This window comes from Pseudoalteromonas sp. 1_2015MBL_MicDiv, assembly GCF_002407505.1.
GTDB classification, from domain to species: Bacteria; Pseudomonadota; Gammaproteobacteria; order Enterobacterales; family Alteromonadaceae; genus Pseudoalteromonas; species Pseudoalteromonas fuliginea.
Map to the genome: position 1 here is coordinate 423,618 of NZ_CP012737.1, position 15,510 is coordinate 439,127.

General features: G+C 38.1%; 14 protein-coding genes. 11 read left to right on the forward strand and 3 right to left on the reverse strand.

Annotation, left to right across the window (positions count from 1 at the left end; all coding sequences use genetic code 11):
• Positions 1-122 precede the first annotated feature (122 nt).
• The 4 genes from aroK to AOR04_RS01935 are packed head-to-tail and all read left to right on the forward strand — an operon-like array spanning position 123 to position 3,960.
• Positions 123-641, forward strand: a complete 519-nt coding sequence (gene aroK / locus AOR04_RS01920) for a shikimate kinase AroK (RefSeq protein WP_006793103.1) — start codon at positions 123-125, stop codon at positions 639-641.
• 26 nt (positions 642-667) lie between these two features.
• Positions 668-1,738: a 3-dehydroquinate synthase gene (aroB, locus tag AOR04_RS01925; protein ID WP_033028836.1), complete on the forward strand. Its 1,071-nt coding sequence runs from the start codon at positions 668-670 to the stop codon at positions 1,736-1,738.
• A complete protein-coding gene (locus AOR04_RS01930) occupies positions 1,739-3,037 on the forward strand; it encodes an AAA family ATPase (RefSeq protein WP_033038498.1) in 1,299 nt (432 codons plus the stop codon).
• Between the two features lie 53 nt (positions 3,038-3,090).
• Positions 3,091-3,960: a Dam family site-specific DNA-(adenine-N6)-methyltransferase gene (locus tag AOR04_RS01935; protein WP_008135905.1), complete on the forward strand. Its 870-nt coding sequence runs from the start codon at positions 3,091-3,093 to the stop codon at positions 3,958-3,960.
• Here AOR04_RS01935 and AOR04_RS01940 read toward each other — a convergent pair.
• Entirely contained in the window at positions 3,905-4,090 is a 186-nt protein-coding gene (locus tag AOR04_RS01940) for a DUF2970 domain-containing protein (RefSeq protein WP_096792370.1), read from the reverse strand. The two genes, AOR04_RS01935 and AOR04_RS01940, sit on opposite strands and share 56 nt — an antisense overlap.
• Before the next feature lie 4 nt (positions 4,091-4,094).
• The gene (locus tag AOR04_RS01945; protein ID WP_096792371.1) at positions 4,095-4,394 is read right to left on the reverse strand and encodes a hypothetical protein; all 300 of its coding nucleotides are present in this window, start codon (positions 4,392-4,394) and stop codon (positions 4,095-4,097) included.
• 216 nt (positions 4,395-4,610) lie between these two features.
• On the opposite strand from AOR04_RS01945, the gene rpe reads away from it, so the two are divergent.
• From rpe to AOR04_RS01965, 4 genes are all read left to right on the forward strand, one after another.
• Entirely contained in the window at positions 4,611-5,294 is a 684-nt protein-coding gene (rpe, locus tag AOR04_RS01950; protein WP_096792372.1) for a ribulose-phosphate 3-epimerase, read from the forward strand.
• Positions 5,294-5,959, forward strand: coding sequence for a phosphoglycolate phosphatase (locus tag AOR04_RS01955; RefSeq protein ID WP_096792373.1), 666 nt, complete (start codon positions 5,294-5,296; stop codon positions 5,957-5,959). Before rpe ends, AOR04_RS01955 begins: the two co-directional genes overlap by 1 nt.
• A gap of 32 nt (positions 5,960-5,991) precedes the next feature.
• Positions 5,992-6,996, forward strand: a complete 1,005-nt coding sequence (trpS, locus tag AOR04_RS01960; RefSeq protein WP_096792374.1) for a tryptophan--tRNA ligase — start codon at positions 5,992-5,994, stop codon at positions 6,994-6,996.
• A gap of 100 nt (positions 6,997-7,096) precedes the next feature.
• Complete coding sequence (locus AOR04_RS01965) at positions 7,097-7,348, forward strand: hypothetical protein (protein WP_096792375.1); 252 nt, start codon at positions 7,097-7,099, stop codon at positions 7,346-7,348.
• Positions 7,349-7,428: 80 nt separating this feature from the next.
• On the opposite strand, the gene uvrA is transcribed toward AOR04_RS01965, so the two are convergent.
• Complete coding sequence (gene uvrA / locus AOR04_RS01970; RefSeq protein ID WP_096792376.1) at positions 7,429-10,254, reverse strand: excinuclease ABC subunit UvrA; 2,826 nt, start codon at positions 10,252-10,254, stop codon at positions 7,429-7,431.
• A gap of 162 nt (positions 10,255-10,416) precedes the next feature.
• On the opposite strand from uvrA, the gene AOR04_RS01975 reads away from it, so the two are divergent.
• The 3 genes from AOR04_RS01975 (at position 10,417) to AOR04_RS01985 (ending at position 15,252) form a co-directional block, all read left to right on the forward strand.
• Positions 10,417-11,784, forward strand: coding sequence for an MFS transporter (locus AOR04_RS01975; protein ID WP_096792377.1), 1,368 nt, complete (start codon positions 10,417-10,419; stop codon positions 11,782-11,784).
• A gap of 20 nt (positions 11,785-11,804) precedes the next feature.
• On the forward strand, positions 11,805-12,530 hold the full coding sequence (gene ssb / locus AOR04_RS01980; protein WP_007378609.1) for a single-stranded DNA-binding protein: 726 nt from the start codon (positions 11,805-11,807) through the stop codon (positions 12,528-12,530).
• A gap of 316 nt (positions 12,531-12,846) precedes the next feature.
• Complete coding sequence (locus tag AOR04_RS01985) at positions 12,847-15,252, forward strand: ATP-binding protein (protein ID WP_232525496.1); 2,406 nt, start codon at positions 12,847-12,849, stop codon at positions 15,250-15,252.
• Positions 15,253-15,510 lie beyond the last annotated feature (258 nt).

Below are 15,510 nucleotides of genomic sequence, written 5' to 3' on the forward strand. Positions count from 1 at the left end.
TTTTATTCTAATTGACTTGAAATACCCCAGCAATTACTGAGATAATCCCCTCCTTAATTTTGGGGCCAGGTCGTTAGGCGGGGTTTTATTTCAAATTTTAGAGTTCGTTTGTACTAAAAGATATGGCTGAGAAACGTAATATATTTCTAATTGGCCCCATGGGGGCTGGAAAAAGCACAATTGGTCGTCACATTGCCGATCAATTACACCTTGAATTTGTTGATTCTGATCAAGAAATCGAACGCCGTACCGGTGCAGATATTGCCTGGGTGTTTGATCTTGAAGGTGAAGAAGGCTTTAGACTTCGTGAAGAATCTGTTATTGGCGACTTAACTGAGATGCAAGGTATTGTACTTGCAACTGGTGGTGGTTCAGTAATGAGTAAAGAAGTTCGAAACAAGCTTTCTGCTCGCGGTATAGTAGTATACCTAGAGACACCTATAGAAAAGCAAGTTGCACGCACACAACGCGACAAGCGTCGCCCATTGCTGCAAACTGAAGAAGCACCTCGTGATGTACTAGAGCGCTTAGCAGAAGAACGCGAACCGTTATATAAAGAAGTGGCTGATTTTGTTGTACGCACTGATGAGCAAAGCGCTAAAGTTGTTGCTAACCAAATCATCGAGAAATTAGATTTTTAAAAACCAATAATAAAGGAAGACTGAGCATGCTTGAATTAACTGTTAATTTGGACGAGCGAAGTTATCCTATATATATTGGTCAATCTGCACTTCAAGATAATGGCCGCCTAATTCACTACATTGGTGATTGTCGGCCTATCATCATTACTAATGACACAGTTGCACCTTTATATCTACAAGGGCTACTTGATTCGTTAGCTGAGCTAAAACCACTCTCTTTTGTCATACCTGACGGTGAGCAATACAAATCACTAGAATGGTTTGAAAAAATATCTGCTTTTTTACTCCAAAATAACTGCGGTCGTGATACGTGCTTAATTGCATTAGGTGGTGGTGTTATAGGTGACTTAACTGGGTTTGTAGCTGCATGTTACCAACGCGGTGTGCCATTTATTCAAATACCAACCACATTGTTATCGCAAGTAGACTCATCAGTTGGTGGTAAAACAGCTGTAAATCATCCTTTAGGTAAAAATATGATTGGGGCATTTTATCAGCCACAAGCGGTTTTTATTGATACCAAATCTTTGCATACGCTACCAGCAAGAGAGTTTGCTGCCGGTATGGCTGAGGTTATAAAATATGGATTGATTTATGATACTGAATTATTTAGTTATTTAGAAAAAAACGTAAAAGACTTACAGCAATTAAATGAAGCGTGTTTACAGCATATTATTTTTAGATGTTGTGAAATTAAAGCTTTAATTGTTGCTCAAGATGAAAAAGAGCAAGGCCTTAGGGCACTTTTGAATCTGGGTCATACATTTGCCCATGCGATTGAAGCGCAGATGGGTTACGGTATTTGGCTACATGGTGAAGCTGTTGCAACAGGAATGGTGCTTGCCGCACAACTTGCTCATACACGCAAAGACTTGAGTGCTGATGAAGTGGCACGTATTATTGATGTTATTACGCAATATAACTTACCAACTAAAATACCTACAGAAATGACAAGCGAGCAGTTTTTAACGCATATGCGTAAAGACAAAAAGAATAAAAAAGGTACAATTCGGTTTATTTTACCAACCCAATTTGGTCAATGCGCATTAGTTGATGATGTATCTGACGACCAAGTTCGAGCCTTAATCGAGCAATAAATGCAGTCACAAATTTTACCAAGCCGTGCGGCTTTGGTGGATAGAATCGCGTTGCAATTTGAATACGGGCAAAACCTTATCGTTTTACTTGGCACATCAGGGCTAGGTAAAAGTTATATGCTCGAAACCTTCATTACCGATAAATATAATGACTTCAATAAAGCTTTTGTACAAGTAACAGGAAAAATGACTGATACTCAGCTTATGAGTCAGTTATTAGAACAAAGCTTTAATGCTCCTTTGGTGGATCATAACTTAAGCTTATCTGAAAACTATTATCAATTGCTTCAACAGCAAACATGTGGGCCTTGTTTGTGGGTGCTTGACGGTGGTAGACATCTCTCAGAAGAAATACTCATTGAGCTTGAGTCATTGGCTAAAATGAGTCCAAGTACCTTGTATATTATGGTCGCTTCACAATCAAAACTGTTTTTTAATGATGTTGTTGAAATTTATTTAGAGCCTTTAAGTCTACGAGAAAGTAAGCAGCTTATGAGTTGGTACTTCACTGCTCTTCCTTATGACGAGGATCCTGTTTTCCAGACTTTTTTGTCTGAAGCTCGAGGGAATCCTAGCTTATTGTTGGCATGGCAACCCACTGAACATGTGGCAGATTTTACAGTCAAAGATAAAGTATCGTGGCGATTACACTTATTAACTTTACTGTTGATAATAATGTTCTTAATTATAGGTTTATTGTATAAATCAAATATGACGCAATGGTGGCAGCAATATCATCAGCAGGAGCAACCTGAGTTGCTAACGTTAGCCATTCCAGTGAGTGAAGTAAGTAATCGACTCATGTCTCCTAATGAAGCGCCTATCCCCCAAATACTTCCAGATGTAATAAACGAGACGAAGCTTAAAGAGCACCAGAATGATGTGCCCGCAATTATGCAAAGCTTAAAAAAAGCGAGCGTAGAAACGGAACGGTTAGCTACAAATATAAAAATAGCTGAAGAGCCACCTAAACCGCAAGTGAAGAATGAACAATCAGATGTTGAAAAGAATTGGTACTTACAACAGCCTACTCACCACATTGTAATTCAGTTATTAGCCGTAACACAGCAGCAAATTAGTATTGAGTTTATGACTAAATATGAACTGGAAGGTGAGGCCTATACTTATCAAACTAAAAGAAACAACAAAATTTGGTGGGTAGTTACGTTTGGTAATTTTGCGAGTTTAGAGGATGCAAAATTGGCAATGAAAACATTGCCTTCTGACATTTTAAAAAATAAACCTTTTTATAAAAAAATTAGCAAAATAAAACAAGAAATAGCACTAGTTGATCAGTAAATTAAATCGCTTTAGTGTAAAATCGCGTAACACCAGATTGAAGTAAAGAGCCAATGCAGCAAAAGAGTAGAGCCTTCCTTAAATGGGCTGGCGGAAAATACAGCCTCGTTGATGATATTAACGCGCGACTAAACCAAGCAAGCAAGCAAGCAGACACTTTGGTTGAACCTTTTGTTGGTGCTGGATCGGTGTTTTTAAATAGTAATTTTAAACATTATATTCTTAATGATATAAATGCAGATTTAATAAACTTATACAAAGAACTAAGAAATTCACCAGATGAGTTTATTAGTGATGCAAAAAAGCTATTTGTTGATTTGAATAACCATCCTGACGCTTACTATGAGTATCGTGTACAGTTTAATCAAAGCCGCGATGTATATGAGCGATCAATGTTATTTTTGTACATGAACCGCTATGGTTATAACGGGTTGTGTAGATACAACTTAAAAGGTATTTTTAATGTGCCTTTCGGTAAATATAAAAAGCCTTATTTTCCTGAAAAAGAAATGTATTTTTTTGCCGCGAAAGCTCAGCAAGCAACTTTCACCTGTTTAGATTACGATGATGTATTTAAATTGGTACCTGAGAATGCAGTTATCTATTGCGACCCGCCATATGTACCCTTAAGTAAAACTGCATCATTCACCTCTTATGCAAAGGGTGGCTTTAATTTAGATGATCAGGCTAACTTAGCTAATTTGGCAGAGCGGGCAGCATTTGAAAATAATACACCAGTACTTATATCTAACCACGATACAGTATGGACACGAAAGATTTATAGCCAGGCATCATTGGATCAAATTCAAGTAAAGCGGACTATTAGCCCTAAAGGCGGTTCTCGTAATAAAGTAGATGAGTTAATGGCTATGTATTTACCACTAAAGCAACAATCGCGTAAATCGAAAATACAAAAACTATAAAAAGCACAATCGCAATTATAATTATTGAATATGGAGAGTGTTTTTTGAAGTCTGAATTGCGTTTACTTTCTGATTGAACGCCAAAAAATGCTGCTAGCACACTTTGTAACGCGCTAAAAAGTTGCAGCATTATATTAAAATAGAGGTTTTAAAGATGGCGCTTTTTTCGAATCATCTGAGCTGGTAAGTAGTTCTAATAAATCTAAATAATGAAATTGCGCACTTCTACTATCACCAGTAATCCACGAAACCCAAGACGAATCCTCTTCTATCTTAATACACACTTCTGCAGTATTTTTAGAAACCACAGATAGATTTTGATAATGGCAATTATTTACTGAGCTAATTTCCGGCTCAGAATTTGGAGAGAAACTAAACGCCCCAATAAACAATAATGCCGATGCAATTAATATCCCTGTTTTAAAAGCTCGCATATGTAGGCCTAATTATTTGTTACTTTTTTAATCATACCAAAGGTTGGTTAAATAACAAACTTAAATATTTAAGATAATAGTGAATAATTATAAAAAATAATAACTTAACTATTCTTTTTAATTTTAGGGATCCATCATTATCTTTTATCCGTTCTTGGGTAACTTCATTAATTAAGTTACATTAACGAAATATACTATTTATTGATGGAGTTAGTCATGTTTAACCCAGAGCAAAAATATTTAATTGCCCCTTCTATTTTGTCTGCTGATTTTGCAAAACTAGGCGAAGATGTTGATAAAGTACTCGATGCGGGTGCTGACGTGGTTCATTTTGATGTGATGGATAATCACTATGTACCTAATCTCACAATTGGCCCAATGGTGTGTAAAGCACTCAGAGATTACGGTATAACAGCACCTATCGACGTACATTTAATGGTTAAACCTGTAGATAGCCTTATTCCACTGTTTGCAGAGGCTGGCGCATCAATTATTACTTTTCATCCAGAAGCCAGTGAACACGTTGATCGTACAATACAGTTAATTAAAGATCATGGCTGTAAAGCAGGCTTAGTGTTTAACCCTGCAACGAGTCTAAGTTATTTGGACCATGTTATTGATAAGCTAGATACCATTTTACTAATGTCGGTAAACCCTGGGTTTGGCGGACAAAGTTTTATCTCTCATACGCTTGAAAAGCTACGACAAGCTAAGCAACGTATAGTTGCATCGGGTCGTGATATTCGCTTAGAGGTAGATGGCGGTATTAAAGTCGATAATATTGCAGCAGCGGCTCGAGCGGGTGCAGATATGTTTGTGGCAGGCTCCGCTATTTTCAACCAACCTGATTACAAAGTGGTGATTGATCAAATGCGTGAGCAGCTTGGAAGTGTAAAATAATGAAGTACGACGTCGCCTTATTTGATTTAGATGGTACTTTGGTTGATAGCGTTTACGACTTGTATATTGCTATTAACCTAACCTTGAGTGACCTCGCTTTTCCTATCGTTAGCCAACGCTTAGTTGAAAGCTGGGTAGGTAATGGCATAGAAGTACTCGTTAAGCGTGCTTTGAGTGGCGATATGCAAGTGAGTGAACATTTAGACGAGTCACTTAGTGATAAAGCAATATCACGGTTTTATAAGCACTATGAGCAACAAGTTGGTGAGTATAGTGTGCTGTACCAACACGTGGAAACTGGGCTTGCAGCACTTCGTGGTATGCCAAAAGCGCTAATCACTAATAAGTCTCGAATTTTTACAGAGAAACTACTCGAAAAATTGGCCCTAACGAGTCATTTTGATGTGGTTGTATGCGGTGACGACATGGCAAAAAAACCATCGCCAGAACCATTGCTATTTGCCTGCAAAAAACTAAATGCGGAGCCTAATAAAGCAATAATGATAGGTGATTCTAAAAGCGATATACTTGCAGCTAAAGCCGCTAATATAGACGTAATTGCACTTAGTTATGGCTATAACCAAGGTGAAAGTCTTGAGGATTATAATCCGCAGTACCTATGCGATAACTTCTTAGATATAATACCTGTTCTAACGCAGCGTTAAATATTATTCATTAAGCAAAATAAAGGAAAATCATGAGTAAACCAGTAGTTTTAAGCGGCATTCAGCCAACCGGTGGTATGACAATAGGCAACTATGTTGGCGCTATTAACCAGTGGCTAAAGTTACAGGAAGACCACGAAAGTTTCTTTATGTTAGTAGACTTACACGCTATTACGGTTCGCCAAGAGCCTGAATTACTGCGCTCTCGAGTGTTAGATGGTATTGCTCTTTACGCGGCATGTGGCATTGATCCTGAAAAATCTGCGTTATTTGTACAATCGCAAGTACCTGAGCACGCACAATTAGCGTGGGTATTAAATTGTTACGCGCAAATGGGTGAGCTTAATCGAATGACTCAGTTTAAAGACAAGTCATCTAAGCACGCAAATAACGTAAACGTGGGCTTATTTTCATATCCGGTATTGCAAGCTGCAGATATTTTATTATACCAAGCTGATCAAGTACCAGTAGGGGATGATCAAAAGCAACACTTAGAGCTGACTCGCGATATAGCCACACGCTTTAATAATTTATATGGCGACGTATTTAAATTACCAGAGCCGTACATCCCTGAGTTTGGTGCACGCGTAATGAGCTTGCAAGATCCACTTAAAAAAATGTCTAAGTCTGACGAAAACCCAAATGGTTACATCATGTTATTAGATGAGCCTAAGCAAATTGTGAAAAAGCTTAAAAAAGCAGTAACTGATTCAGATGAACAAGCACGTATTTATTTTGATCGCACAGAAAAGCCTGGCGTATCAAACTTGCTTACTTTATTGAGTGTTGCAACTAAACGTTCAATTGAAGACCTAGTGCCTGAGTATGAAGATAAAATGTATGGCCACTTGAAAAAAGATACAGCAGATGCAGTTGTCAACATGATTGAGCCAATTCAAGCACGCTTTAAAGAGATCAGAGATGATCAAAACCTACTTGATAGCATAATGAAATCAGGTGCTGAAAAAGCAAGTGTACGTGCTGAGAAAACACTTAAATCAGTTTACGATGCACTTGGTTTTATACCTCGCGGTTAAATTATAAATATTGAACCCCCATAAAATACCGCTACTTAGCGGTATTTTATGTTGTAGTACATTCATTTTATGCAACATTACAGTATTGAAAGGAATTTACATGAGCTTTAAAGTTAAGCACTATGCTGCAAAAACGATTAAGACTAGCTATGCAATGGAGTGGGAAATGCTACTCACTGAATTAGTTATTGGCTTATTGTGCAGCGTATTTGCTTATCTTGGTTTTAAGGCGAGTGTATTACTCATTTTTGTCGCTAATTTATTTATTGCAGTATGTTGTTTTTCTTTAATAACATTTTCGATTGTTATGTTGATAAAAGAAAAGTTAGAGCAAAAAAATAGCGGGAAGTGAGTCTTCTCGCCATTTTTAATTAAGTGCAATCTCGACAGTTAAATAACCTCAAAGCCGATTAATTCGTAACAACTGAACCTCTATTTATTTAATAGAGGTTTTAAGTAATGCCCAGTATGTGAACGCTCACATTCGGCTACTTCTTCAGGCGTGCCTGCAATGAGTATTTCACCGCCGCCAGCTCCGCCTTCAGGTCCTAAATCGATAACCCAATCTGCTGTTTTAATTACATCGAGGTTGTGCTCAATAACCACAATGGTGTTACCGTGATCGCGCAGGCGATGTAATACAACAAGCAGTTGTTCAATGTCGGCAAAATGTAGGCCGGTTGTGGGCTCATCAAGTATGTACAGTGTTTTACCTGTATCCCGTTTAGAAAGCTCACGGGCAAGTTTTACACGCTGAGCTTCACCACCAGAGAGCGTAGTAGCTGCTTGTCCTAAGCGAACATACGATAAACCAACGTCCATTAGCGTTTTAAGCTTACGCGCAATAGCCGGTATTTTATCAAAGTAATCATGAGCGTCTTCAACAGTCATCTCAAGTACTTGGTGTATGTTTTTACCTTTGTATTGTACTTCGAGCGTTTCGCGGTTATAGCGTTTGCTCTTACACACATCACACGGTACATACACATCAGGTAAAAAGTGCATTTCAACTTTAATTAAGCCATCACCTTGGCACGCTTCACAGCGTCCGCCTTTAACGTTAAAGCTAAAGCGACCTACTTTGTAGCCACGTGAACGCGCTTCTTGTGTGCCTGCAAATAACTCACGAATGCCGGTAAATATACCTGTGTAGGTTGCCGGATTTGAACGCGGAGTACGACCAATCGGACTTTGATCAATATCAATCACTTTATCAAAATGATCTAAACCGCTAATTGATTTATACGGTGCCGCTTCGGCAGTGGTTGCGCCATTTAGCTCTGTATGAGCAAGTTTAAATAAAGTATCGTTTATTAGCGTTGATTTACCTGAGCCCGATACACCTGTCACACAGGTCATTAAACCAAATGGGATTTTTAAATCCACATTTTTAAGGTTATTACCCGTTGCGCCAAATAGCTCTAGCCATTTGTCGTTCGTTGGGTGACGTTCTTTTGGTATTTCTATTTTACGTACGCCTGATAAAAATTGGCCCGTAACAGACTCTTTGCTTGCTAAAATATCATCGCGTGTACCTTGTGCAATAATATGCCCACCATGAACACCCGCACCTGGACCAATATCAATAATATGATCTGCCGCACGAATAGCATCTTCATCGTGCTCTACCACAATAACGGTGTTACCTAAGTCGCGTAAATGGATTAGTGTTTGTAGTAAGCGGTCGTTATCGCGTTGATGCAGCCCAATAGATGGCTCATCTAGTACATACATTACACCTACAAGGCCAGCACCAATTTGACTGGCTAAGCGGATACGTTGAGCCTCACCACCTGATAATGTATCGGCGCTACGTTCAAGTGATAAATAATTGAGGCCAACGTTAATTAAAAACGATAAGCGGTCGCGAATTTCTTTTAATATTTTTTCAGCTATTTGGCCTTTTTGTCCGGTTAACTCTAAACCTTCAAAAAATTCCATGGCTTCACCAATACTCATGCATGTGATTGCAGGTAAGTTGGTTTGTCCAATAAATACATTTCGAGATTCTTCGCGTAAACGCGAGCCATGACAGCTAGGACAGGCTTGGCTTGTTTGGTATTTAGCAAGTTCTTCGCGTACAGAGCTTGACTCTGTCTCGCGGTAGCGGCGATTCATGTTATTTAAAACGCCTTCAAACTCATGGTTACGCGTAATTAAATCGCCACGGTCGTTACGGTAATTAAACGCAATTTTAGTGCTACCAGAGCCGTCTAATATAATTTTTTTCGAGTCGCTGTCTAAATCTTGATAAGGCACATCTAAATCAAAATTGTAATGATCCGCAACCGCTTGCAGCATTTGATAGTAATAAAAGCTGCGTTTATCCCATCCTTTAATTGCACCGCCAGCAAGGCTTAACTCTGGGTTATGCACTACGCGATTAGGATCAAAATATTGACGTATACCTAAACCATCACAGGTTTGACACGCACCAGCTGGGTTATTAAACGAAAACAAACGCGGCTCAAGTTCAGTCATTGCATAGCCACAAGTAGGGCAGGCAAAATTTGCTGAAAATAGAATCTCTTCAGCGCTGCTATCATCCATATATGCTACATGTGCAACGCCATTAGACATTTCTAGTGCAGTTTCGAACGATTCTGCTAAGCGTTGTTGTAAGCCATCTTTTACTTTAAATCTGTCTACAACAACTTCTATTGTATGTTTTTTATGAAGCTCAAGTGTTGGTGGATCAGACAAGTCACATACTTCACCATCTATACGGGCGCGAATATAACCTTGGCTAGATAGCTGTTCTAATAACTTAACATGCTCGCCTTTACGCTCTTTTACTATTGGCGCAAGCAGCATTAATTTACTGCCCTCAGGTAGAGCCAAAACAGTATCTACCATTTGGCTCACTGTTTGCGCAGCAAGTGGTAAATCATGTGTAGGACATCGTGGTTCGCCAACGCGGGCAAACATAAGTCGTAGGTAATCGTAAATTTCGGTAATAGTACCTACGGTTGAACGCGGGTTATGAGACGTTGACTTTTGCTCAATAGAAATGGCAGGAGAGAGGCCTTCAATGTGATCTACATCAGGCTTTTCCATAAGCGATAAAAATTGTCTTGCATACGCAGAGAGTGATTCAACATACCGGCGCTGCCCTTCTGCATAAAGTGTATCAAATGCAAGTGATGACTTCCCCGAACCAGATAGGCCAGTAATAACTATTAATTTATCACGTGGGATGGTTAGGCTGATGTCTTTTAAATTGTGCGTGCGGGCGCCTCGGACTTCAATGTTTTCCATGCTATCTCGTTTATTACCAAAATTATTTACTCAGTATCGCATAATACGAAGCAATATTAATCCTTGATCAATGAAAAATCCTTACTTATAGGCGATTAATTATTGCCAAGCTTATGGTAGAATCCCAACCTCAATTTTTCATAGAGTAAGATCACGCAGATAATGACCGCATCTTCACTTAATTCACGAGAAAAACGCGCCGCTGTATCACTGGCGAGTGTGTTTGCATTTAGAATGCTCGGCTTGTTTATGCTGATGCCTGTATTGGCTATTTATGGACAATCGCTTGAAGGTTTTTCGCCTATTTGGATTGGTTTTGCCATTGGTGCGTATGGTTTAACGCAAGCTGTATTACAAATACCTATGGGTCGATTATCCGATAAGATTGGCCGTAAAAAGGTTATTGTTGGTGGCTTAGTTGTATTTGCCATTGGCTCTGTAGTTGCTGCATTAGCTGACTCTATACAAATGGTTACCGTAGGCCGCGCTCTACAAGGTATGGGCGCAATAGCCAGTGCGCTACTCGCGTTTGCTTCAGATTTAAGCCGCGATGAGCAACGACCAAAGGTAATGGCCGTTATTGGTATGAGCATAGGAATGAGCTTTGCCTTTGCTATGTTACTTGGACCAATTGTTGCAGCTTCGTGGGGTATTGCGGGTGTATTTTGGTTGACTGCTATTTTAGCTGTCTTTGGTATATTTATAGTGACCATGCTAGTGCCAAAGGCGGTAAATAAAGCACCCAAAGGCGATACATTAGCAAGCTTTAGCGACATTAAAAAATTAATTAAACACCCTCAGTTAGCACGATTAAATGCAGGTGTATTGTTATTGCATTTAACGCTAACCACAATTTTTGTGGTACTGCCGAGTCAATTAATTAAAGATGGTTTGGTTGCCGACCAGCATTGGTATTTATATATCCCAGTGTTGTTTTTAGCCTTTTTATTAATGGTACCAATAATGATTGTGGCCATTAAAAAAGAGAAAGAAAAACAAGCGTTCATTGGCTCAGTAGCCTTGTTAACTATTAGTATGTTAGCAATGTCGGTATGGGTTAATAGTGTAGTAGGCATTGCTGTGTGTATGCTGCTTTATTTTGTGGCGTTTAACTTTTTAGAAGCCACTATGCCTGCGCTTGTATCGCGAATAGCACCTGCAAGCCAAAAAGGTTCAGCAATGGGTGGCTACTCATCTAGTCAGTTTTTAGGCGCCTTTTTGGGCGGTATGTTAGGTGGCTATGTAGCACAAACTACAACGACGCAAGCTGTGTTTGCGGCAGCGGCACTTGTTGGGTTAATATGGCTTATTATTGCGTGGAAAATGCAAGTCCCACCCAAAAGTAAAGTTATTAGTTTAATGACCAAATTAGATTCTGAAGAGCATGCTCAAACACTTGCTTCTCAGTTAGTTGCTTTACCAGGCGTAATAGAAGCAACTGTGGTTTGCGATGAAAGTCGCAGCTATTTAAAGATTAATGATAAAGAATTTGACCTAGACCAAGCGCGTAAAGTAGCTGGTTTAATCTAACATTTATAGGAGATGGTTCCATGGCACGCGGTGTGAACAAAGTAATTTTGGTTGGTAATTTAGGGCAAGATCCTGAAGTTCGTTATATGCCTAACGGCAACGGTGTAGCAAATATTACCTTAGCAACTTCAGATAGCTATAAAGATAAAAACACTGGCCAAATGGTTGATAAAACTGAGTGGCACCGTGTTGTATTCTTTGGCAAGTTAGCTGAAATTGTTGGTGAATATTGTCGTAAAGGTTCACAAATTTATGTTGAAGGTAAACTTCAAACACGTAAGTGGACCGATCAACAAGGCCAAGAAAAATACACTACAGAAATAGTTGTAGATGGCTTTACTGGTCAAATGCAAATGTTAGGCGCACGTGGTGGCGATCAACAAAGTGGTGGTTACCAAGGTAATCAGCCGCAAGGTGGACAACAAGGTGGTGGTTACCAAGGTAATCAAGCGCAAAGTGCTCAACAAAGTGGTGGTTACGGCCAAAATAATCAAGGCCAAAATAACCAGCAACAAGGTGGTTATGCTCCACAACAGCAAGCAGCACCTGCAGCGCAACCTCAGTCAGCGCCAGCACCACAACAAAATAATCAATACCAACAACCGCAAGGCGGCTTTGCACCACAACAAAATAGTGCACCGCAGCAACAAGGTGGTTTCGCTCCTAAACCACAAAGTGCTCCGCAAGGTGGCGCATCAAACCCAATGGAACCAACCATTGATTTTGATGACGATATTCCGTTCTAGCTTACGTATAATCTAAAAGTGTAAATATAAATCGCTTTTAATTAAAGTGTTAAACCAAACCCAGTGTAAAAACTGGGTTTTTTTTTTTTAAAAGATGTAAAAATGACATGGTGTATCTATAAAACACTATGTCACTATTATCTAAACAATTAGCCACGTAACTGAAGCTAATGTTTATATCAATATTATTAAAATATGACTCATTCTTGCGAGCTAAATAACTTATCTACTTTGTTTCTTCTCTGTTGTAGAAGTATTTGCCAATCGTATCAGTTGCTCATTTTATTTTATGTAATTTGTATTAGTTGATATATAAATGATTGCAATCTATCCTCTACAGACTTTTTTAAATGAAGCTATGGGAAATATGAAAACTCATATCGTAACAGTATTTCTATTTTTTCAGCTTTTTAGTGCTAATTTGCATGCTCAAGTATCATCCGAGACTACGCAAGTTCTATTAATTAATTCTATAAATCAAGATATGCCATGGCAGAAAAGTGTTGAGGTTGGATTACGTGCAGAATTAACTAGACAAGCTTTTGACTTTGATCTCTTTGTTGAAAATATGGATGTTGGTCGCTTTGATGAAGTACAGCAAAAAAAAGTGATGAAACTGTATTTACAGCAAAAGTATCAGAACAGAAAAATTGATATCATTGTTACTCAATCGGTATCAGCTGCAGCGTTATTGACTGAATTTTATGGTTTTTTCCCAGATGTACCAAAAATATATCTAGAGCCAGGCGCTAATTTTACAGTACCTGAGAGTATCAATACGGTTACAATAAATGCTAAATTAGACTACAAGCAGGCAACTCAAGATGCAGTTAATTTAATAAACCCAAAAGAGCTCATTGTTATTTTAGATACGACGAATGACATGGGGCGTAATTTTTATCAAAATCTTCTTCCGGTTATTGGTAATGATTTTCCTCATTTGAGGATAGAAAAATGGTTTGATGTGCCAACCGAGACCTTAATAAATAAAATAAATAATGCCCCATCTGATGCCATTGTATTGTTTACTCCTATTTTTCGAAAGTATAAGGGGAAGCAGTTAAGTCCTTTTCAGTTTGTAAAATTACTAACAAGTGATAACCAAGCTCCTATTTTTAGTTATTGGCATGCGTTATTAGGTTCTGGTATTGTTGGCGGGTACTTATTATCGGGCGAAACCATTGGTAATCGCATCGCAGAATCAATCATTTTTTTTAAGGAAAATAAAAGCTTAAAACCGATTGATGATGAAAAACTCAGTGCGCACTATTATGATTGGAGACAATTAAAAAAGTTTAAAATAGATCCTCAACGTTTACCCCAAGGGTCGATGCTTTCCTATTACGAACCTACCTATTTTGAAGAAAACAAAATGCTTATTTATAGCGCAATTATTATTATATTAACGCTAAGTAGTTTTTTAATGTTTTTTTTAATTTTGAATAGCAAACGCGTACAGCTGTTAAAAGAGTTAGATAGCGAAAAATTAAAACTAGAATTTCGTGTTGAGCAACGAACCAAAGAGTTATTAACAGCAAAAGATGAAGCGGAGCATTTAGCTTTGGTTAAATCAGAGTTTTTGGCTAATATGAGTCATGAGATAAGAACCCCAATGAATGGAGTTATAGGCCTCACCAATATTTTACTTGAAAGTGAATTGCCACTAAAACAAAGGCAGTACCTAGATAAAATTAAATACTCTTCGGATCAATTGTTAATCGTGATAAACGATATCTTAGACTTTTCTAAAATTGAATCAGGAAATACTAACCTCGAAGAATTTCCTTTTTCGGTTAACGCTGTTGTAGATTACATAAAAACAACGTTTGAAAACCAAGCTCAGGACAAGGGCATTAAATTTATAGTTAATGTAGCGTCAAATGTTCCACCTGATTTAGTCGGAGATGTTGTTCGCATTAATCAAGTGCTATTAAATTTATGCTCTAATGCAATAAAGTTTACTTCACACGGGAAGGTGTCTGTTTGCATTCATGCAGAGCAAATACTGAACGATGATGAATCAATATTAATACACTTTATTGTTAAAGATTCAGGCATTGGTATCGCACCTCAAAACGTATCTCACTTATTTGATGCATTTACGCAAGAAGATAGCTCTACGACCCGAAACTTTGGCGGCACAGGATTAGGTTTAACAATAAGTAGACGTTTGTGTAAGTTAATGGAAGGCGATATTTCTGTCGTAAGTACGCAACATTTAGGCAGTGAATTTACTGCATCAGTGAAAGTAAAAGTTAATAAGAAAATTGTTATTGCAGATTCTTTCAATTCAATTCAAACCAGTATTTTAGATTCAAAAAATTCAGCTAATCATCCATCTTTAATTGGTTTAAAGGTGTTAGTAGCCGAAGATAACGAGATTAACAAATTAGTTATTAGCGCAATGTTGGAGAAAAAAGGTGTGGTAATTCATTTAGTCGATAATGGGTTTGAATGTATTCAAGCCCATAAATCTCAACAATTCGACTTAATATTAATGGATATCCATATGCCAATTATGGATGGTATTGAAGCGAGTAAAATGATACGAAATGACAGCGATAAAACGATTGCCAATATTCCAATCATCGCTTTAACAGCTAATGTTATGGAAAAGGATATTATGTATTATCTATCAATAGGTATGAATGCGCATGTGGCTAAGCCAACAAAAGCCGCAGAGTTATATCGCATTATTATTCAGTGTTTAAAGACTGCGTAGTCTAGGTAGATAAAATATAGCCGCTAAAGCGCTCCAGATAAGTGATAAAAGCCTAATACCACCACATTTGACTTAAAAAATGGTTTTATAAAAAAAAACAAGTACTATAATACTCAACACGCCCTAATCTAAAAGCTGGATAATAAATCAATTTTGATTCAAAAATTTAGTAGGTAGTTTAACTATTTGTAATCACGGCAATTAAGCTGATCTCAAAAATATAAGTAATGCAAAAATAACAAAGCCATGGAGTCCCCC